Genomic DNA, 20,949 nt, shown 5'->3' on the forward strand with positions numbered 1-20,949 from the left:
AATAAAAACATTAGTCATTAGTAGCCAAAACTAACTTTTTTATAACTAACTTCTATCTGTTTTTTTATAAAAAATTACTACTACCTGTTGCATATTGTGTTTTAATATCCCATATTTTGCAATGACAAAGGAATCGATAAAGGTACGAAAATAATCCGTACTTTCGCCCCTTGCTTTTTCACTTTTATTCGTTATATATTGGCCAGTTAAATTTTGTCCGACACACCATTTTCAAGAAAATGGTCAAGCCCGTTTGGGAGCAGAATAGTCGGAGGAAAACCTGAAAACTTGCAGTTGATAATTCTCCGACTAGCTATAACGGAGCTTGACCGAGCAATTCGCTTTTTCCGACGTAATTGAATAATTGATTCATTTGGGATACAAGCCCACGCCAGATGCTCCACTTGATGAGATGCAGACCTTGACCGCACTGGCTACTCAATTTATTGATGAAAAAAATTAAAACACGTATCAATATTCAAGCCCCCGCATTTATAAGCCACTGCGGTCTTCTCCCAAAGGGAGAGGCTAGCGCCAAGGGGGTTTCCCCAAATAGAGCAAGTGACGTGCGTGGGGTAATAATTGCGTTCGCGTAGCGGGGCGCAGCCCATTGCGAATTGGTTTGATGCGCTATTCTGGAATGAGAACAGAATCTCTCAACGAAGATTTAACTCATGACGAGTCTCCTTCAAGTCGAGAAATTTCCATCGCTAACCTTGTCCGAAATCCAGCAGTATTTAGAGAGTGGGCTGTTTCGTGGCATCGGCAAGAAAACTGCTCAAACTCTTGTCAATTACTTTGGAACTTCCACCTTATCAGTATTAGACAACGCCCCGGAAAAACTGGACTCAGTTCCTGGACTTACTACTTATCGAATCAATGCAATTATTTCATCTTGGTCACAAAGTAAAACTAATCCTAACTTTGGGGTTATTACTCAACTTGTGGCTGTGGGAACATCATTAAAGTTAGCCTTAAAAATTTGTGACCATTACGGACACCAAACGTCTTCTGTACTGCAAAACAACCCTTATCGCCTAGCGGATGAAGTCGATGGCATTGGTTTTAAAACTGCTGATTCTTTAGCGATATCTTTAGGAATCTCACTTGATAGTGAGACTCGCTATGCTTCATCTCTAATCCATGTTTTGAAATCGGCAATGCAAGAAGGTAATTGTTTCCTTCCCTCATCGCAATTACTTGCCGCCGCTATGGATGCGCTCAACCATACTTTGCATACACCTGATATTCAATCTTTAAGTACTATTCTTGCTAAGTTAATAGATAAGGGAACTTTAATTTCTGGTGATGGGGAGGGCATTTACCTGAAAGCTGCTTACCGTGCTGAACTTTCTGTGGCTTTAAAAATTCAAGTTCACCTGAATCAACCGACTCGTCCCAAAGAACATCTTGAACACTGGTTAGTAAATCTTCAAGCAACTGACTATCGCCAACTCTCACGCTTGAGCGATGAACAACTCAGTGCTTTGGTCATGGCAGCTAAACATCCAATCAGCATTATTACTGGTGGCCCTGGTCGCGGCAAAACCCATGTTCTGAAAACTTTAGTGGAATGGTTGACTTCAATTAAGGCAACTATTGCTCTTACCGCCCCCACTGGAAAAGCTGCTAACCGAATGAAAGATGCCACAGGTATGGAAGCAAGTACCATTCACCGTCTACTTCAGTGGCAGGGAGTTGGGCAAGCTTTCCTTTATAACGAAGAGAATTTGCTTGCTCTCGACTGGCTGATTGTTGATGAATTTTCAATGGTAGACATATTCCTGTTTAATTCTCTCCTCAAAGCAATACCTGTAAAAACCCAAATTTTGTTGGTAGGAGATTCTGACCAATTACCTAGTGTTGGAGCCGGAATGGTGCTACGAGATTTGCTTCATTCCGATTTAATACCAACAACAAGATTGCAAACCATTTATCGGCAGCGACACGAGAGCTTGATTATCTATGCAGCTAGTGATGTAAATTTTGGTACAGTGCCGACATTACACAAATTTAATCAACCCAATCAGTGGATGGATGTGAGCGACTGCGCCATGCTAGAAACTCCTTCACCCCAAGCCACCGCTAACACCATCGTCTCTTTAGCCCTGGCCATGAGTAAAGAGAATGTGGATTTAAATCAACAACTAATGGTACTAGCACCGCAAAAGTCAGGGCTAGCAGGTGTTCATAACCTTAATAAGCTTCTTGCCCCTATTTTCAATCCAAAACTTGAGAATCAGGCAGAAGTTGTTTCTGGGTCGGTTGTTTACCGAGTTGGCGATCGCGTTATCCAATTGAAAAATCGTTATGAAACTGTCCCACCCGTAATGAACGGGGAGATGGGCAGAATTATTGCTGTTGACCCAATCAAAGAACTGGTGACAATTGATTGGGAAGGTGGCGCACGAGTTGACTATTACAGGAGTGACTTTGAACAAATCATGCATTCCTTTTGTATCACTTGCCACAAGAGCCAGGGTAGTGAATTTCCTTATGTGATTTTTCCATTACTCACCTCCAACTCCCGAATGTTAACCCGTCAATTGCTTTACACTACTATGACCCGCGCAATGGGTACATTTATCGCTGTTGGACAAGATATTGCATTAAAGATTGCTGTCGCTACAGATAAGCCCGCTAAACGTTTTACTGGGCTAACCAATTTACTCATCTCACCCCTTGATGAATTAGCAAATATTTGGCGCAGATTAGGTAACGCTACCAAATCTCCAAGAACAGCATCTACTCTTACCATTGCTTCGAGATTGCAACAACGCCAACTGACCGCTACACAAGGACAGATGACTACTATTGGTAGTCTCGCACTACAAATGTATGAGTCTAAATATGGTTATCGTCCGTCAAAACAGCCCGAACTTGTCGGGAAGTTTCGCTTTAATACTTATCACTATGAAACTACCGCAATTGAGTTGATTGATTCAGCAATTGACGCAGTTCTGCTCCAATAATAAAACCCATGCCCAAAATGAGAACAACCGTCGCATCCAACCAGACTACTCTTGAAGTACACTTTTAACATTTATGGCTATTCCAGCAACACAGTTAAAGATCGGCCAATCAGTGAAGTATCTAATCGGTACTCGAAGCGGCATGAGTGCGGCAATAACCGATATCAGCAAATCATCTCTTAGTCTCACAAATACTCATATTGTTACTTTGACCTTTGATGATGATTCATTGCCAAACCACTTAAAAACACAACAACTAACTGTTTATGACGAATTGCTTGAAGGTTGTGAAATAATTACATTTTAAAAAATTAAAATATCGTTGGTTGCTCGGCATCGCAATTTGCCGACCATTGGTCGGCAAAAACTTAATTATGATTCTCAAAAACTAATCCTTTATATAAGATGAGCCAAGATCAAGGGTGTTAAAAAGAGCGGGAATTTGCAGACCACCATGCCAAAGGATGTCTGTGCCTTCCCTTATGCCCTCTGTATTACTTTATTTTTTATAATATAAAACACCTTGCTTTACGCAATTATCACTACTGTAGGCATCGCTATGCAGTAAAACTTTCTGCATTATACTCATCTAGGTAAATAGGCTAAATGAACCTACCATCAACTTATTTTTTTACCTAGATAAAGTATCATGATACAGAACAGGAATTTCATTCCATGTTAAAGTTGTATTTTTAACTGTGTAATTTACGACATCATAAACTAACTCGCAATCACCTAAAGTTCCTTCGTCCATTAGGGAGCATCTTGGCGTTCGTAAATAGAATTCAATAAAGTAAAATGGCACATCAAGTTGGGATAATCTCTTTTAGTCGTAAATATTTTTACCCCTGACCAAGATGCCAGCGCCTTTAAAAGTTGACCTGTCACCAATAGAAGATCAAGCCCTACTAGCACTCACTCAAGCAAAAGGTATACCACCAAGAACTCAAAGTCGTGCCACTGTACTACGCTTATCAGCTGCTGGATGGACAGTGCTAAAGATCGCACAATACTTAAAATGGCATCCACAGACTGTACGCGACACAATTCATCGCTGGTACTGGGGCAAACTCGATAGTTTGTGGGATTGTTCGCGTCCGGGTCGCCGTCGCCGATGGCATAACCCAAATATCAAGTCTCTGCTTCAACTCAAAATATCTTTATTTAGCTATCAACTTATTTTTATTTTATTTTCTTACATCTCTTACATCTATTTAATCCTATTTCTCCACAGTCATGGCGTTTCTACTACTTATGCAGTCAAAATTTACAGGCACTACAAGGATGAAGCACTCGCTACTCTCACCAGCAATCCCTACCAGTTAGCTGCTGACATCTACGGTATTGGTTTTCTCAGAACTGATAAAATTGCCTTTAATTTAGGAGTTGCGCCTGATAGTCAGTTCCGTTACCGTGCTGGTTTAATTCATGTTTTGAACGAAGCTGCTGCCGATGGGCATTGCTATTTACCCCAGCCAAAACTCATTGAGAATGTTATCAAACTGCTGACTACACCAGATCACACACCCGAAGAAGATGCCCTCGCTGATATTATCAAAGACATGGCACGAAAGGATGACTTAATCCGCGAGAAAAGCTCAGACCAAACGCTGCTATGTTATCTACCAACCTACTTTCACACCGAACAGAACCTTGCTCAATTAATACAATCTAGATTTTGCCAACCAGTTGCACAAGATATACCTCGTGTTCGCGCCTGGATTGAGCGCTTCACCAAGAGTCGTAAAATCAAACTTTCACCACAGCAACGGCTAGCGGTAGAAATGGCTGCATATTCAAGGGTAATGATTCTTACTGGTGGCCCCGGTTGCGGTAAAACTTTCACCACCGAGATCATAGTCTCTCTGTGGAAAGCAATGGGTAAATCTATCGCCTTAGCTGCGCCAACTGGACGCGCTGCTCAACGCCTGAGTCAAATCACACAACTCGAAGCCAAGACGATACACTGCTTGTTGGAATTTGACCCAAAGACAATGGGCTTCTTACGCGATAATCAAAACCCTTTACCCCATACCGCAATTGTCGCGCTAGAAGCTAGTATGCTTGATTTGTTTCTGGCATCTTCTTTGGTAAAGGCGATACAATACGGTTCCCAACTACTGCTAGTGGGTGACATTGACCAGTTACCCTCTATCGGTTCCGGTCAAATCCTTGCTGACTTGATTAATTCTGGTCACGTTCCGGTGGTGCGGTTGACCAAGGTATTTAGGCAAGCCCAACAGAGCGCAATTATCACCGCTGCTCACCAAATTAACCGAAGCCAGTTTCCTACAATTGAACCTATTTCCGATAATCCCGTGTCTGAGTGTCTGTGGCACGGCGGCGGTCATCACCCCAAACATGGTGTTAAAGCAATATCCGAAATCATTACAGACTTGATTCCCCGCCTCGGTTACAATCGAGCTACTGATGTGCAAGTGCTTTGCCCCACCTCGCGCGGTTTGCTTGGGACTCGTAACCTCAATACCGTATTGCAGCAGTTGATTAATCCCCCCAGTCCCGACAAAGTAGAGATTACCAGGGACGGGAATTTATTACGAGAAGGCGATCGGATCATTCAACTGACTAATGATTATAATCACGAAATTTTTAATGGCGACTTCGGAATTATCAAGGCCATTGATCTTGAAAAGATGGAAGTTACTGTACAGTATGGTAAGCATACTGTTGTTAGAACCGGAGCAGACTTAAATCAAATTGCCCTCGCCTGGAGCTTCACCATTCATCAAAGCCAGGGTTCAGAATATCCGGTAGTAATTCTGCCAATTTATACGCAGCCTTATATGATGTTGTCTCGTAAACAGTTGTACACAGCATTAACTTGTGCCAAGCAGTTAGCGATTGTCGTTGGTTCCAAGAAAGCGATATCCAAGGCTTTGCGTTCTAGTGACGGCCAACTGCGATATACGCGATTACAGCAGCGCTTGGAAAGCGCTTTTTTGCACCCGACGATTGCAATTTAGAAATGTTCAACAGTCGCTCATGGGGGAAATTTCCTTTCTGCGCGCTGCCTCACCGTATCAAGGATATTGTGGCTAGGTGACTATATCTTTAACGCTTTTCGCCCCCTGTCTCGTAAGCGACGGTGCAGGGTGGTTTCATACAAAGAAAGAAAAAACTTTGTGCAGTTGGTTGGAGAGGGCGCGTTGTGCTTGAGGAATAGTTCGGAAACCGAGTGTGCGGGCGATCGTAATGAAAAAGTTGTGTAAGATAGACCAATTCACAGGGGCATTGCCACCACGCCGTGGTGGAAAGTCTTCTTTGAATGTCACATCTCTTACCCAGTGCAGTCGATTTTCGATGCCCCAATGGCCTTGAATGTCGGCAAGTAACTGTTGAGCTTCGAGATATTGACTACAGATATAGAATTGCTCCTCGTAGAATGGCTGACCATTGCGCTCACCCTGACGCTCAACAACCACAAACGTTTTGAGTCCAGACCATTTTTTTTGAATTTGTTCGGGGGCAGCGAAAACCTTGCACTCACGTTGGACTAGTCGTGAATGAACATTCTCTACAGTTGTGGCACTGCTAAGTGGAGTATCCTGTTGTGATTGAGTTTGAGCCATTTTATAGAGTGTTGGTTGATTTTCTTTTAATCCAATCAGGTAGTCATTGCCACTATTGATGATTAGCGATACAGTTTTTTTTGGCAGTGTAAAGCATCAAGGGTAAAAACGACTTGTTGACCACAAAACTCCGAGATTAATTGTTGTACGATCGCCACTTCACTAATTTTTTTGTTTGACATCGGTTGCATCCTGAGTACAATGCCGCGCTCGTGACTATAAACTGATACGGTACTGATAAAGTTTTGGTAGGATTGACTGTAATCTGTGACTGTGCAGCGAATGCCTTTACCATCGATCGCCAGTCTCTCATCAGGCATTGGTGGAACAAAAACTGATGCCCAATTAAAAAATCAAGTCGGTGAATGGCTGAAAATCTACTGTTTTGAGTACTCGTCGGAACGTTGAGTATGATGGAAACTTGATTGTCTCATCTAGGTTTAACAGTTCTATTAAGCCAAGCCTGTGTATTTTGGTAAAGTCCTCTAATGGTCGGTAGCCCCAATACCCAGTCATTGCTCCCAGCAATATCAGCAATAATACTAACCATAATTCATGTCTTCGTCCCCGGATGTGCCGATAGTCTGGTACTTCCTGCAATTGTTCGACGAGATTCATACTTTTTATCTCTCCATTTTTCTCCACCCTCTACAAATCATTATTATTTTTCTCTCGTTGTATGAAACCACCCTGCTGTCTCGTAAGCGACGGTGGGGCATTTCATTACTGGTAAGTGCCTTGGCAATTCTTGAGAAACTACTTCTCTAGCTCCCGTTTGCGGTTCTAGAAAAAAAAGTGTCTTAAACACAAAGCAATCAAACCACTCTCAAAAAATAAACTAAAAATGACTCTATAGTTTTATGGCGTGATAGCGCTTAAAAAGCAGTACACTGCGGCGTAAATAAACTTTGGAGGACACTCTTTGACCTCTTATATCATTTATTAACTATAAAGTCATTTTTAGTTTATTTTTTTCACCTCTTTTTAGGCTTTTCAAAATAAATATCCTGCTGAACAATTGCATAACAGTATTGTGTTTGTCACGCTCCTCAGTATTAGAGGTGTACTATACGCAAAAATCGAGAAATTTTCAGTCGCTTGAGAGTGAGTTGAAACGCCCATTTTAAAGGACAATAAAAATCAGACACTATAAAACCAGACGAAACTACGTTTGTGTCTGATTTTTAAGGGAGTAATAAAAATGACCCTCTCTCTTGTCCATATAACAGCGCATAGAAAGGCTCTTGCTTCCTTGCCAGTAGCGCAGGCGGAGGCGAAGTTGATTGCGCTGTGGTTGGAGGGAAAAGCGTCGTCTTCTATTCGGGCTTACCAGCGATACACTAGGCGATTTCTGGATTTTCTGGACAAGCCTCTCAAAAAAGTGACTTATGAAGACTTGGTAGAATACGCTAGTTCTTTTGGGGGCAATGCCGAAAGCACAAAGCGGATATACATAGCTTGTGCTAAAAGCTTGATTAGTTTCGCTCATAAAATTGGATATCTCCCTTTTAATGTGGGTATGGCACTAAAACTGGGTGAATTACCAGATGTAATCAACGAACGCTATCTTGATGAAGCTGATATTAAATTGTTGGTACGGGCAGCCAATAAGCATTTAGCTGATGCGAAAACTCCCAAACGACAGTACACAGCCCTACGTAATTTGTTAATTATCAAACTCTTGTATCAGGCAGGGTTACGGGCAAGTGAAATCTGTGAGCTGACTTGGGGAGATTTGACACCCCGTGGTGAGAGTGGTCAAGTTTACGTGCGAAAAGCCAAGGGCAGCAAAAATCGGACAATTCTCATCAAGCCAAAGCTTTGGGCGGAATTAATGGAGTTCAAAGCTTCGGCTCACTCCAATCAAGCAGTGTTTCCAAGTCAAAAAGGGGGACATTTAGACCGTCAAAACTTGCACCCGATTGTCAAAGCAATTGCACAAGAAGCTGGATTAAGCGAACTAGTTTCTGCTCACTGGTTACGTCATGCCCACGGTTCTCACGCCATTGAGCGCGGGACTAATCCTGTATTGGTGAAAGAAACTTTGGGTCATGCCAATTTAGCCATCACCGATCGCTATCTCAAAGCTAGACCTAATGACAGTAGCGCTTTAAACTTGATGGATCTTTGACCATTTAATGAAATTGTTTTGACATTTTGCATGACTTGTGAAAATGCAGCACAAATTGGAACCAGTGGCATAGATTGCTACCGGAAACGAAACAAAAAACAGCTTTCAAGTGCCAAAGGGATTTTTCTCTAGCCAGCCCCCTCCATAGGCAACACTTCTTCAGAGAGCCATTCATAAAATTCAGGAACTTGAGCTTCTACAAGTCGCAGTTCATTTGCGGCGATCGCCTCAAGTTCCAGTACTGTCTCCCAACGCAAATCTTCAACCCATCGCTTGAGAATGCCTTTAATTGCGTCTACTCCACGAGAAATACCAGAGCGAAGTATTTCTACGCAGTGGAGTAGCGTAATGCGATCTGTCGGAGGTGACTCAAATTCGGTAGTATCCTCCCCTTGGCAATGGGAGTTCCCTATAGCATCAAGGGGGGGAGCGGATACGGGTTGCTGATTCGGGTTTACACTATACACAGCAGGGGTTTGAGCAGCAGAATAGGTTCGATTTTCTTTTTGATTACGCTTCGTTTCACGATGAGCAATTACATGCATTGCAAATTCTAATTCCTCTTTAGATAAAGAAAAAAGTTTCACCTGTTGACCGCGCTTGCCCTGCTTGCGGAAAGTCAGCTTTAGCCCCAGCTGCTCTATAAGAGTGCCTAGCAACCAAATAGGTTTACAGTCTAGGGGAATAGTAAACCCAAGAATTGCTTTGACGTGAGCAGCACAATGTATAGCGATCTCCCTCATCTTGAGCAAAGTGGGGTCATCGGCGGTAACTTCATCACCCTTCATTAAAGAAGTGAGAATTTGATGCAGCCCCAGGTTAAATCTAGCCAGCCACCGCGCCGAATAATTGCCCCAGTCCATGCACAAAGGTAGATTGTCGCGTTCGGTGCGGTCTTTTTGAGCGACAATTTGGGGCGGGGTGGGATAAGTCCGCCCAGTTTTTGGGTCAACAATTGATTCATCGGCTGGGGCTAAAATTGCCTCAAGTCCAGCGATCGCTCCTATTAATCGACCACCTTTATCAAGTTCCACCAGTGATTCTGTTACTTCAATGCCGTAAGAATCAAAAATACGAAACTTTTCACATTCAAAAATTTCGCTAGGGTCAAGGTAATCTTTGCTTTGACGGGCGCGGTACTCACTCGCTGTAATATTGTTAGCCTTGGCAACAGCCGAATAATGGGCAGTGTCCAAAGCCGCCGCCGCATTTTTCATGCGTTCAAGAAATTGGTCATCATCGTCGCTTCCTACACATATAAAGGTATTGCCCATTTCAGTGAGGAGCGATCGCAAATCATCGCGGAGATTATTAAGAGAATAGTGACGGTTGGCGAGAATTTGGCAGTAAGCCTCAAGCGCCCAATCTTTCTCGGCTCCCCTTAAGCCTGTTTTACGGTCGATCCGCAACAGAAAAGCTGTTACCTCGTTGGTTTGCAGGAGGCGTTCTTTAATTTTGGAAGCGTTTGTATCTTGGTAGCCGAAGGGAGGACGCGGGGCCACCCAAATATGAAACGGAACTTTCGGGCGATAGCGGTACAGCTGCTGGGCGCATTCGGTAGCAGTTTGGGAAACGCCATGAAACACACCGAACACCAAATCAAAATGATACTCAGAAATATCGACACCAGTACCTAGACTGGGGGAAGTGAACAAGGCATCGAAGTTTTTGACGGCGTTGGTGATATCTTTAATAAACGCAATGTTCTCCTCACTGCCAGAATTATCGGAGTGGACAGACCAAATGCGCCATTTTTGTGCTGTATGGGATGGGTCAGAGTTAGATTCTTCGCACTTAATAGTAAAGGATTTGTCGAGTTTTTTGATAAAACGCTTACTGTCACTTGCAACCATAACTTTCTCACCAAGCATCAGCGCTGCCGAGATTTGGGCGACTAGGGCGCTTGAATTATCCCCCTCGTACCAATAAATTGTGCGTGAACCGTTTCGCCACTCGTTTTTGATAATGTACGGGACTTCACCTTTTGGTCGGATTGCAAGAAAGAAGTCTACCGTTAAATCATCCATGTGTGCATCAGCGATGACGACCAGTGGCGCGTTGTATACTATATATTCCAGTACTTCCAATATTGCTGCACGGTGTTGTTTGCAAGTATTACTGTGTAGTAAGTGAGTGAGGTATTGGCAAGCCTCATCAATAAATATGCAGCCGTAAGTGAGGGCTTGGGTGTTGAGTTTATGCAAGCTGTCAATAGTAATACTAAGGGCTTGAGCCTGAGCTAAACCTGTGTAACCCAAGTCGGAGTACATAGCAGTTTGGAGTCGTTCAGCAAGATTTTTGAGCAAATTTACGCGATGCCCGTTGTTGAGGAACCGCGCTTCGGGGTTTTGGTCACGCCACCAGCGCATGAGTTGGGTTTTACCAGTGCCCATATCGCTCCAAAGTACGACTAGTCCTGATTTTGGGAAATTGAAGGTAGGGGCCCCCTTCGATTTGGATGAATCAACTCCGCCAGAATCCGTAGACTCCTTGTTTCGAGAATGTCCTTTTATAGATGGCGTGAAAAGTTGTTCCTTTTCAAGATCATAAAGCTCAGGCACTCTCAAGCATTTTTCTTCAAGTTCAGGAATACATAAAGCCTCAGAGAGATACTTGACATTAACAGTGACATCCGGCTGGTACTTGCTTAACCCCCATTTTTTAGCTCGATACGAGCGCTTGTAATCAGGAAGTGATTTAGCATCATCGATGATTGCGGTCAGCAAAGCGTTAGCATCTTCGCCCCGCGCCACAACAAAATCATCAACGCCTTTTTCTGGGCCTGGTAACAGCGCAACTTCACATTCACAACCAGCCGATTCAATTGCTTTTGCAGTGCGAACAGTGGCTTGAAACACCGACCACCTGGTTTTAGAAGAAGTTTCGTAGTCGAATAAAATAATGAACTTGCGTCCCGCCTGAGCCATTGGTACTAAGTCAGGGTGCAATCGTTCATCGAAATCTTGTTTGCCTACTCGCCCGTTCCAAATTCCAGGAAGTGCGATCGCTACAAACCCTAAACTAAGCAAGCAAGCGGCTTTCTTCTCGCCCTCGCATAAGATAATTGGAATCTCTGGATGTTGCTTTACCCACTCCCAGAATATTAATGGATTGAGTTGATCCAGCAAGCGCAGCGCCAAAAGCGAATGATAGCGCTTAATTAAATAACGCTTTGCAACCTTGTCCCAGATGGGGTTAGCGACATCGAAGTAGGTAACACGGTTGGGAGTTTTCGGTGGCGACTCGTATTTGACGGGTTTCCCTTTTTGCCAATCAATGCGAGGAAAGTTGGGCTTGATCCTTCCCCACTCCATTGGTTGCCAGTTTTTGAATGGGTCAAGTGATTGAATCCACGTCCCACCCAACAGCAAATGCTGATACAGCTTTAAGTATCCATCGGTGACTCGCCCTGCATTCTTGCGTGGGATTTTATCAGATATTAATAGGAAATCATAAACTGATTCTCCCTCAATATGGAAAAAGTTGCGCTTAATCAACGCCGGATGAATAGCGCTAGCAGCTAACAACTCATGGTATTCCGCAGCCGTGAGGTTGTTTGGGTATTCAATTGTCGCTGAATTCATCGATTCTCCCCTCGGAATTCCTTAGAGAGAACTCTTTCAAGCTGCGAAATCCTTGCTCTAGCCTGGATATTCCGAAAATTTCCCTTCGTCACAGCACAAAATTGCCATGCGAAAGCTGCACTCGAACCCATGCGCTCTAACACTGCGCTCTTGGGGCATTCTCTATTTATCACGATATTTTCCCCTGATAACTCGGTTTACAAGTTCAGAGGGGGTTGCATCAGTTATCAGTCAACAGTTAACAGTTATCAAAGACTCTGACTGATAACTGGTAACTGGTAACTGTTATTCGCGCTGCTACTATTTTTTGCTACAAAATTCGGGATATTTCTTAATCAAACTTAACTTTACAGAAACTTATGAATTTCAACAACAAAAATTGCCACACGAAACTCACCAGTTTCGTGTGGCTTCTCGTATAATACAAGAAGCAGCGTGGACTCAATTTCTTTTTACCAGTCAGTGGAAACAAGTCGCCAAACTTTAAATACCACTGCTTTGGTTGCTTTGAGATAACCCCGCTCTGAAATTATTCGGTTTTTTGAGCCTTGGACAAAGCGCCTACTCTTTAGTGGCATTTTGTCCTTTAAATTTTTGGTGTTGTTGTGTATCTCCCTCCATTTGTTGTTCGTTTTGATATTACAGAACTTATGGTCGTCTGGTATCTAGCGTCGTTTTGATTTTTACTTGTGACCTCCATATTTGCTAAGGATTGCTTTAGGGGTAATCGAGGGTTGGCAGCACCTCTTTTTGTGTAGGGTGTGATTACCCTGGCTCAAGCAGTACCAGGCGTGGCTGTTGCTTCTGGTTTAGGCTTGCGCTGAAAAACTTACTTGTTGTAAATTATTAGGTTTATCCAATACGAACCTGTTGTCTGTTTGCTGACCGAGTTGAAGAGTGATTGTTGCTATACATTGGGGGTAATTACTAGCAGTGTCAGTCAATTTCTTCCAAACTTTGGGTTTTGTAACTGATATGATTCGCCCGTCCCAGTCAATATCAAATTGCTGCCAGCTATTCTCCAGTATCTTCGGTTGAGGAAGTTCGTTGATTTTTGTGGTAATCTCTAGTTTTCCTGTAATCATGAATACCTCTGTTATGATGCGATTGGGAAATTGGATGAAGATTTGGATGTGTATACCCATCCTTGCGGATCTGTTTTAATATACTTTTTCACCACTGGTTCTAAATTAAAGCTGATTTCTTCTGTAATAGGGTCTTTAATAGTTTCAATTAATGAGTGTTTTTCAAGTACCTCTAATGCCTTAATTAGCTCAAATTTTGAAACTGATGTTTGCGGTTCACGATTCATGTCATTTAATAGTTTAGCAAAGCCAACGTATTGTGAATTTAAAGTTACTTCCTCTGTTAAATAAATCATAATTCGCTTCTGAATTTTGCTCAATAATTGACTAAATACATTATTCAGCATTTCTTGAAACTGGTCACTAACTAATGTAGTTGGGTTTTCAAAAAACTTTTCGGTGCTACCTCCAAAGAAGTGATGAATGCGATTAATTACTGCTTTTAATTCTGAAGGATTACCTCTATAAGTTTTGATTAAATCATTGCATTTTTCTTGATCTATTAATCCTTTGTTAGATAAAAGCTGTAACGCCGCGTCTGCCTCTAACCCTTCAACTCTAAGAAAATCGATAGGTAATTCAGCTGCTATTAAACTCTCAATTTCATCAGGAAAAACTCGACTAGTTATGATTACGCAGCTTTGACATAGCTCCTCTGTTAAACGACGAAAAAATAATCCATAGTCTCGTCGATACTGAAAGTTACTTGTTTGAAATAAAGCTTCAGATGCATCCAATACGAGCAAGCAGCGACGTGATTGCAACTGCTTGATCAATATCGAAATCATGGACTGTGTATGCTCAGGCAAGCTTGAAGATATTTCTGTGGGTTGGATTAACTCTATCAAATCACCTACTAAGTCTTGAACTAATGGTGCGTGGGCCACCGATTTCCAGATTAAACAATCGAATCTAGGTTGAGACTCCAAACTAAGTTCTTCTAATAGTTTTGCTGCTAATGCGCTTTTGCCAATTCCTGCTGCCCCTACTAGCAATATGCATCTCTGCTTAATCGCTAACTCTTTTAAATGTATTAGTTCTTGTACACGACCATAAAAACTGGACACATCAGGTGATTTACTCCCAATCACTTGTATCCGATTCTTAGCAGGGTATGTTTGTTCTTCATGTATGGTATCTTGAAACTGATACTTTTTTGTTACTCTCTCTAAAAAATACCGCAAGCTTTGTTTTTCAACTCGTTCGCCATCTCCAATCGTTGTTGAAAGCATATTCCACAGGGGAGAGGCTACTCGTCGTTGCAAGTAGTTAAGACTGTAAGTTGAATTGCTTGCTACATCCTTATACTCCTTTCCATCCCAAGCTGCTTTAATAACAAGAATCTCAGGCGGAGACAAGCGTTTGCGTCTTTCGGTTAACACTAAGTTGTCTACTACAGCCAAGGCATCTTCAAAAGTTACATCTGCTGAAAATCTTTGCCCTAAAACTTTCTGTTCTTTCATAAGAACAGAGGGAGCGTTAGTAGACTTAAGTCTTGATTCAGCACTAAAATCCATATCTTTATAATTTTTGTTGGTGTATTAAATATCTATGAGGATTTTTTATTGTAGATTAGAGCTAGCTGGAGTAAAAAGTATACTGCACCTCTAAGGATATACTGCACTTTTATGATACTTGATCGTTGTTCACAATTGTTCACATTACATATTTATCATAATATTTTCTAATAAAACCACTTAGACCTTCAAATAGGTCAGCAACCCTTAGTTTCTTACCGAGGTTTTTAGCTCGGATTTATCACTCGTTTTCTCAAAGCCTTACATAACGTAGATTCAGGCGTTTCACACTGGATTAAAATTTTTAGCTGTCAGAAATGACTGAAAGATATTTTGGGTAGAGGTTACGATGAATCTGATGCCTGCGGCAAGCGTAGCCATTGTGGGACTTATGAAAAATGTGGGTTTAGGCAACTAATGTTTAAGTCTTAGCTGACCAGACTACTAAATACTACATAAAGCTGACGATTATGAATACACATGTACAAAAGAAATATTTACTAGGTAACTCTTCATGTTTTAAACCCGGAAGAGGAAGGCGCGAGGAAGTTTTGTGAGTTACTGTATCAATCCCCTGTGCTCTCAGCGTCGAAATCCAGACAATGTTGAAAAGTGTGTATCGTGTGGTACTTCACTACTGATTAATAACCGTATCCGTCTAGTCAAACCATTAAAAGCGCTTACTGATAATCCATACAACTACTTTGATGTTTTTGAAGTAGATGACATTGGTACTAAGTGGCATCCAGTTCGTGAGCAACGAGTCATGAAAGTTCTAAAATGGAATACACCTAAGCTTGTAGAGTTAATTAAGCGGGAATCTCTCACGTTACAACTAATTCGACACCCAAAAATTCCTCGCAGTACTTTAGATGACTATTTTACTTTTGTTCCAAACAATAGTCTTCTAACATTACATTGCTTAGTTATGGATAAATTTGAGGGACAAAACTTAGAGGAATGGATAAAATTTAATGGGAAAATTTCACAATCTCTAGCATTAGAATGGCTTAAGCAGTTAGTTGAAATTCTTGATACAGTACACCGCTCTAATTTTTTTCACCGAGATATCAAACCTTCTAATATAGTTCTTCAGATAAATGGTCAACTGGCATTAGTTGATTTTGGTACTGCACGGCGAGTAACTGACACCTACCTGGCGAAAGTTAGTGGAAGTGGGGGAACTAGTGCAGGCAGGGGAGGAGTATATGAAATTACAGCTGTTATCACACCTCGTTATACCCCTTTGGAGCAGATAAATGGACAAGCAGTACCTCAATCAGATTTTTATGCTTTAGGGCGAACCCTTGTACATTTAGTTAGTGGCATGTCACTGATGCGTCTACCAACAGATAAGAGTACAGGAAATCTAGTTTGGAGAGATAAAGCATTGCAAATTGACAAACCTTTTGCAGATTTTATCGAAGAATTAATGGCTCCCTTGCCAGGGCAACGTCCCCAAACGACTAGAGTAATTTTGCAGCGATTGGAGGGCTTACCATTTAAATCAAAGATCAATCGAATAGTTAAATCGAAGCTATTTCTAATCAGTGCAAGCATCACGTTTGCTTTAACCCTTGTTGCCTTGGGATATGCATCGTTACCTGTGATAGCCAACAATTACCTAAATCAAGGGAAGAAAGCTCACAAAGAAAATCGGTTTATAGATGCTGAGTCAGACTTTAACACAGCAATTAAATATAATTCTAATTTAACTGATTCAGTATCAGAATTCTACTTTGACCAAGGGGATCGTCACGAAGACAAACCTGAACTTGCCAGGAAAAATTATGAATTAGCTATCAAGTTTAACCCTAAGAATGTGAGTGCTTATAACAATTTGGCATTAATATGTCAGCAAATGTATGATTTAAGTTGTATTGAAAATACCTACCAAATAATTTTTAAATTACAACCTAAAATGTGGGAAGCTCGTTATGGGCTGGGAAGCTTTTACGATGACCACGGAAAATATGATTTAGCAGAGCAACAATATAAATTGGCTATACAAAGTAGTGAACAAGCAATTCCAGCCGTTAATAATCTATCAAGGTTGAAGAATATAATAGGTGATTATAGTGCAGCAGAAGCTTTAGCTTTGCAAGGGTTACAAAAAGATAAAGAACCGGAAGTACAGGCTTCATTGTACAAGAATTTGGGCTGGGCGCTCTTAAAACAAAAGCGTTACGCTGAAGCTAAAACTAATCTACAGAAGTCAACGGAACTAGATCAAGAGCGAACAGATGCTTATTGCTTACTAGCACAAGTGCAAGAAGCATTGAACATAAGAAGCCAAGCTAAAATGTATTGGGAATTTTGTTTAATATTAAATTCAAGTCTGCCAGAGGTTCAAAAATGGAGAGAGCAAGTATTAGAGCGTGTTTTGAAAAAATATTAATCTGGTATTGCTGTCTTAAACTTTTTTTCTATTAAAATCCTATATGCTAAAAAATAGCAAATAACTACATAAATACTTTTGATGCTAAATCATTCCATATCTAAACCAACTAATAGATTAGAGAAAAAAGTTTTTAGATTTCAAGTTGCAGCGATCGCGTCAATAATTCTTTTTCTTAATGAGAGTAGTGTATTGGCCAAACGCCAGCCAACAGCAAGACGCGATTCATTAAATTCACTAGAGCGAAAGTGTGATTTTATTGCCAGAGTTGTCAATGATAACGATCTCGACTGGCGAGCAGGAAGCAAACTTTGCGAGGAAGATAAACTTCAAGTAGCAAATGGAAGCACAGTTAAGATTTTGTGCTACTTGAATCTAAAATTTCTGGATTTACCAAGTGGCTCTATCTCAAATGCACCTGATAAATGTGTACCACAAGCAGAGAAAAGGCGATGTACACCTGCCACTCGAAAGAAATGTCCAAAAACTAAAGGCCCAGATGATGAAAACAGTACACCAACGGTAATTAGTCCTTATGGCAGTTCGATTTTAAATTCTCGTCCAGTAATCTCTTGGTATTCTGTCTCTGGAGCTGATAATTACACAGTAATTGTCGAGGGTAATGGTGTGATTTGGGAAACAGAAGTAAAAACTACCACACTGCTATATCCTAAAGAGCAAAGAGAATTGCAGTATGGGAATGCTTATAAAATTACTGTTATAGCTAGTAAGGGTGACTTTCCTCTGAGCGCCAACACATCAGTAGTCAATCTGTTGCCAGAGAACAATCTTAAACAGATTTTAGAAAAGGTAGAGCAAATCAACTCTCTCAACCTACCTCCTGATGAAGCTGCTTTTCTGGACTTAGATGCTGTATATATGTCAAGAAGACTTTTGAATGAAACAATCAATACGTTAAAGAAACGAGTGGTAGCAGGTAGTAGCAATCCGACTCTCTACAGAATATTAGGCGATCGCTATTTAGAGGCATGGTTGCCAGATGAGGCTCATCGTGAATATACGATGGCAGCGCAGTTAGCTCAAAGTAGTGGTAGCTTAGATGAATTAGAAAAGGTGCAGGAGCGCCTAAAGTTGTTTGAAAGTCTTCAACAACCATAAGTAAGTTGTCCCAAAGTAGTTTAGAGCCAGCTTCCAACTAGAACAAAAGCCGCCCAGTAGTAAGGATGAGTGTAATCAGGATTTGATAATAAACTCAATTGTGCTTGACGCAGTGCCTCTGCTTTAGGTATACCCTTTCTCAGTTCTTTGTAAAATTCGCTCATAAGCTGAGTGGTAGAATCAGTATCTACTAGCCATAATGTTGCTAATGTACTTCTTGCTCCTGCTTGTGCGGCTACTCCAGCAATTCCTAATGTTGACCTTTTATTACCCTTAGCGGTTTGACAGGCACTTAAAACTAATAACTCAATCCCGTCTGCATCAGCTTGAGTTTTATTTCTTAATAATCTATCAAACTTTAATACATTGATTGCCTTCTCATAGGCTAAAATTACTGTCCGCTGAGGATCTGAACTAAATTGAGCATGAGTTGTCAAATGAACAATTGGAAAATCAACCGTACTCAATTCTTTCTCAAGCCGAGGGCTAGTAAAATTTTCATTTAGTAAGGTAGTAGAAAAAGTAGTTTGTTTTTTAATATCTGCTACTTTTTGTTCCACTCCTGGGAGCGCTTTCAAGTCTTTAGGAGCATTTGGATCGTTGAAGCTGGGACTAACTTTAGAGAGTGCAGCAATGAGAACTTTCAACTGTTCTTTAGATAAAGCTTTTGGTTGGCGAACTCTAGACCCTAAAGTAGCTGCAATACTGTAGTCTTGGAACAAATACTCTTGCCCATCATGCAGCAAAGCCATCGGCAAGCTTTGGAAAGATTTGTCCAAAGTGAATACCAATGTCCCTGATAATGGCAAATATTTCTTGATAGGTACAATCAACAAGCTATAGAGTGCTTGAGAAGGTTGAAGAAGCACCGATTCATCAGTATTAACAAGTTTATTCTCTTGTAAATTCTTTAATAGATTCTCGATATTCTCTTTAACTGGCTTTGAATCAACAGAATGACGATGAAAAGATTTATCAGGGGATTGAACCAGTATTTCTATACGGCTACCCAAATCAACAATATGAATTACTGCTGGGGCACTAGGTAAGTCTTTAAGCTCATTTAAAGCTACAAGATCGAGTTTGCCACACTTAAGAAAATTCTCTAACTCTGCTATTTGCAGCCGTTCATTTGTTTGAATAACTTGCTCCAGATTTGGATTAGGAGATGCTAAAAGCAATCGCATATAATTGCGATAAATAGGTTCTACCTTTTCCAAGAAAGAGAACTGTAAATCTGCGTTGCTTGCTAAAAGACTATCACGAAGCTGACTTAAGTTATTGATCGCTGCGCTATAAGCTTTAATAGCTTCTTTAAACTTTCCCTGTTTATTATATAAATTCCCTAACTCCTGCTGCCATTGATACGAAATATCCCAAGCATGAATTGATTGTGCCAAGCTTAAGGCTTCTGCAAAATATTTTTCTGATTGTCCCGCTTTTAATTTACCCAAAGTGCCGAGACTGTATGACTCCAACCGCTCGTTTTTGGTAATTTTAGCCGTTTGCAAGGCAGATGATGCATAGTCAATAGCTACTGAATGCAATTGCTTGTCTGGAAGTTGATTCAAACTCTTAGCAAAGTTCAGCTTTGTATAAACAGAATGAATAGCCGATAATTGAGAAAATGCCGAAGAGTTTTTCAGTACTAAGTTTACGCAAGGCTGAATCTGTTGAGTAATTTTAGTACGAGTATTAGCTAATTGTGTATTACTTAAACTGGATTCTACTATTAACCATTTTTCAAAATCTAATAATAAACTCAACTGGTATATTTGAGCTAGAAGTTGTGTAACTTGAGGAGCTTCTGGTATATTATATACTTGTTGATATATATCAATTGATTTAAACACCTCTTGTTGAATCAAAATGGCAATTTCTTTTTTGAAAACTGGCTCCTCTATTTCATAATATTTGTTACGTGCTTGTTGGTAAATAGCCTGTTCAGTATTACCCAATGAAAGCAGAATTCCGCTAGTCTCAACAGAAGACATTTGTTTCGCAGTTGAAAGTATTTTTTCCAAAACTATCTTTGATTCATCTAGCTTACCTGTTGTACGTAATACATCTCCCAGGTTATGCCATACCAGAAGATTTAGGGGCATTAGCTTTTGCTGATCTATTGCTGCCGTCAATAGTTTTGTTGTAGATTCATCAGATTGCTCTAATGGGATAGCGCAAATTTTAGCATCCGTATCTAAATTTAAAGCTTGTAAAAGTATACTGCAAGCCTGACGATTTAAGCCTAGAGCTTGTAGGGCAAGGTTTTGGTTAATTAAACTGCCAGTAACACCCTCTTCATAGTGAATTTGACGATAAATTTTTGTGGCTTCTTTCCAATTTTGAAGCGCTTCTACTGCTCGGCCTTCATCAAGATACTTTTTTCCTCTTTGGATCAATAGTTGCGCCTGATGGTGTTTTTGTACTTTTTTCTTACTAGCATAAGCAGGGATAATAAATGCTTTACTCTCAACCGTAAATAACCCTAAAATGCTTAAAAATAAGTACTTGATCCAATTTCGACGTTTAACCATCGTTCTATTGTTCTTTCTG

13 protein-coding genes are annotated in these 20,949 nt (G+C 40.9%); 6 read left to right on the forward strand and 7 right to left on the reverse strand.

Going from position 1 to position 20,949, the window contains the following annotated elements; genetic code table 11:
* Positions 1-674 precede the first annotated feature (674 nt).
* From recD2 (ACWATR_RS32470) to recD2 (ACWATR_RS32480), 3 genes are all read left to right on the forward strand, one after another.
* On the forward strand, positions 675-2,972 hold the full coding sequence (gene recD2 / locus ACWATR_RS32470; protein WP_460342094.1) for an SF1B family DNA helicase RecD2: 2,298 nt from the start codon (positions 675-677) through the stop codon (positions 2,970-2,972).
* 73 nt (positions 2,973-3,045) lie between these two features.
* Positions 3,046-3,279, forward strand: a complete 234-nt coding sequence (locus tag ACWATR_RS32475) for a hypothetical protein (protein ID WP_069068253.1) — start codon at positions 3,046-3,048, stop codon at positions 3,277-3,279.
* A gap of 550 nt (positions 3,280-3,829) precedes the next feature.
* Positions 3,830-5,956, forward strand: coding sequence for an SF1B family DNA helicase RecD2 (gene recD2 / locus ACWATR_RS32480; protein WP_460342099.1), 2,127 nt, complete (start codon positions 3,830-3,832; stop codon positions 5,954-5,956).
* A gap of 135 nt (positions 5,957-6,091) precedes the next feature.
* Here recD2 (ACWATR_RS32480) and ACWATR_RS32485 read toward each other — a convergent pair whose 3' ends face one another.
* The 3 genes from ACWATR_RS32485 to ACWATR_RS32495 are packed head-to-tail and all read right to left on the reverse strand — an operon-like array spanning position 6,092 to position 7,180.
* Positions 6,092-6,649, reverse strand: coding sequence for an ISAs1 family transposase (locus tag ACWATR_RS32485; protein WP_460342654.1), 558 nt, complete (start codon positions 6,647-6,649; stop codon positions 6,092-6,094).
* A complete protein-coding gene (locus tag ACWATR_RS32490; RefSeq protein WP_460342102.1) occupies positions 6,625-6,882 on the reverse strand; it encodes a hypothetical protein in 258 nt (85 codons plus the stop codon). Before ACWATR_RS32490 ends, ACWATR_RS32485 begins: the two co-directional genes overlap by 25 nt.
* A gap of 25 nt (positions 6,883-6,907) precedes the next feature.
* Entirely contained in the window at positions 6,908-7,180 is a 273-nt protein-coding gene (locus ACWATR_RS32495) for a transposase family protein (RefSeq protein WP_099102122.1), read from the reverse strand.
* 583 nt (positions 7,181-7,763) lie between these two features.
* Between ACWATR_RS32495 and ACWATR_RS32500 the strand changes: the two genes are divergently transcribed.
* Positions 7,764-8,693 carry a tyrosine-type recombinase/integrase gene (locus ACWATR_RS32500; protein WP_460342105.1) on the forward strand — a complete coding sequence of 310 codons (930 nt, stop codon included), beginning with the start codon at positions 7,764-7,766 and terminating at the stop codon, positions 8,691-8,693.
* Between the two features lie 128 nt (positions 8,694-8,821).
* On the opposite strand, the gene ACWATR_RS32505 is transcribed toward ACWATR_RS32500, so the two are convergent.
* The 3 genes from ACWATR_RS32505 to ACWATR_RS32515 all read right to left on the reverse strand — a co-directional run bounded on the left by ACWATR_RS32505 (position 8,822) and on the right by ACWATR_RS32515 (position 14,825).
* Positions 8,822-12,277, reverse strand: coding sequence for a plasmid replication protein, CyRepA1 family (locus tag ACWATR_RS32505; RefSeq protein ID WP_460342108.1), 3,456 nt, complete (start codon positions 12,275-12,277; stop codon positions 8,822-8,824).
* 809 nt (positions 12,278-13,086) lie between these two features.
* Complete coding sequence (locus tag ACWATR_RS32510) at positions 13,087-13,362, reverse strand: fertility inhibition FinO-like protein (protein WP_460342111.1); 276 nt, start codon at positions 13,360-13,362, stop codon at positions 13,087-13,089.
* A gap of 11 nt (positions 13,363-13,373) precedes the next feature.
* Positions 13,374-14,825, reverse strand: a complete 1,452-nt coding sequence (locus tag ACWATR_RS32515; protein ID WP_460342114.1) for an NB-ARC domain-containing protein — start codon at positions 14,823-14,825, stop codon at positions 13,374-13,376.
* A 607-nt stretch (positions 14,826-15,432) separates the two neighbouring features.
* Here ACWATR_RS32515 and ACWATR_RS32520 point away from each other — a divergent pair.
* Together ACWATR_RS32520 and ACWATR_RS32525 are read left to right on the forward strand one after the other, a co-directional pair.
* Positions 15,433-17,277 (forward strand): protein kinase domain-containing protein, encoded by a 1,845-nt coding sequence (locus tag ACWATR_RS32520; protein WP_460342117.1) that lies wholly within the window; start codon positions 15,433-15,435, stop codon positions 17,275-17,277.
* Positions 17,278-17,358: 81 nt separating this feature from the next.
* Positions 17,359-18,396, forward strand: a complete 1,038-nt coding sequence (locus tag ACWATR_RS32525) for a hypothetical protein (protein ID WP_460342120.1) — start codon at positions 17,359-17,361, stop codon at positions 18,394-18,396.
* A 20-nt stretch (positions 18,397-18,416) separates the two neighbouring features.
* On the opposite strand, the gene ACWATR_RS32530 is transcribed toward ACWATR_RS32525, so the two are convergent.
* On the reverse strand, positions 18,417-20,930 hold the full coding sequence (locus tag ACWATR_RS32530) for a CHAT domain-containing protein (protein ID WP_460342123.1): 2,514 nt from the start codon (positions 20,928-20,930) through the stop codon (positions 18,417-18,419).
* Positions 20,931-20,949: the final 19 nt, after the last annotated feature.

The organism is Nostoc sp. UIC 10890 (genome assembly GCF_054786515.1).

Excerpts from the sequence above, each read along its gene's own strand:
- ACWATR_RS32525 (WP_460342120.1), top strand. The coding sequence starts at position 17,359 with ATGCTAAATCATTCCATATCTAAACCAACTAATAGATTAGAGAAAAAA.
- ACWATR_RS32475 (WP_069068253.1), top strand. The coding sequence starts at position 3,046 with ATGGCTATTCCAGCAACACAGTTAAAGATCGGCCAATCAGTGAAGTAT.
- recD2 (WP_460342099.1), top strand. The coding sequence starts at position 3,830 with ATGCCAGCGCCTTTAAAAGTTGACCTGTCACCAATAGAAGATCAAGCC.
- ACWATR_RS32505 (WP_460342108.1), bottom strand. The coding sequence starts at position 12,277 with ATGAATTCAGCGACAATTGAATACCCAAACAACCTCACGGCTGCGGAA.
- ACWATR_RS32490 (WP_460342102.1), bottom strand. The coding sequence starts at position 6,882 with ATGCCTGATGAGAGACTGGCGATCGATGGTAAAGGCATTCGCTGCACA.
- ACWATR_RS32515 (WP_460342114.1), bottom strand. The coding sequence starts at position 14,825 with ATGAAAGAACAGAAAGTTTTAGGGCAAAGATTTTCAGCAGATGTAACT.
- recD2 (WP_460342094.1), top strand. The coding sequence starts at position 675 with ATGACGAGTCTCCTTCAAGTCGAGAAATTTCCATCGCTAACCTTGTCC.
- ACWATR_RS32530 (WP_460342123.1), bottom strand. The coding sequence starts at position 20,930 with ATGGTTAAACGTCGAAATTGGATCAAGTACTTATTTTTAAGCATTTTA.
- ACWATR_RS32495 (WP_099102122.1), bottom strand. The coding sequence starts at position 7,180 with ATGAATCTCGTCGAACAATTGCAGGAAGTACCAGACTATCGGCACATC.
- ACWATR_RS32510 (WP_460342111.1), bottom strand. The coding sequence starts at position 13,362 with ATGATTACAGGAAAACTAGAGATTACCACAAAAATCAACGAACTTCCT.
- ACWATR_RS32500 (WP_460342105.1), top strand. The coding sequence starts at position 7,764 with ATGACCCTCTCTCTTGTCCATATAACAGCGCATAGAAAGGCTCTTGCT.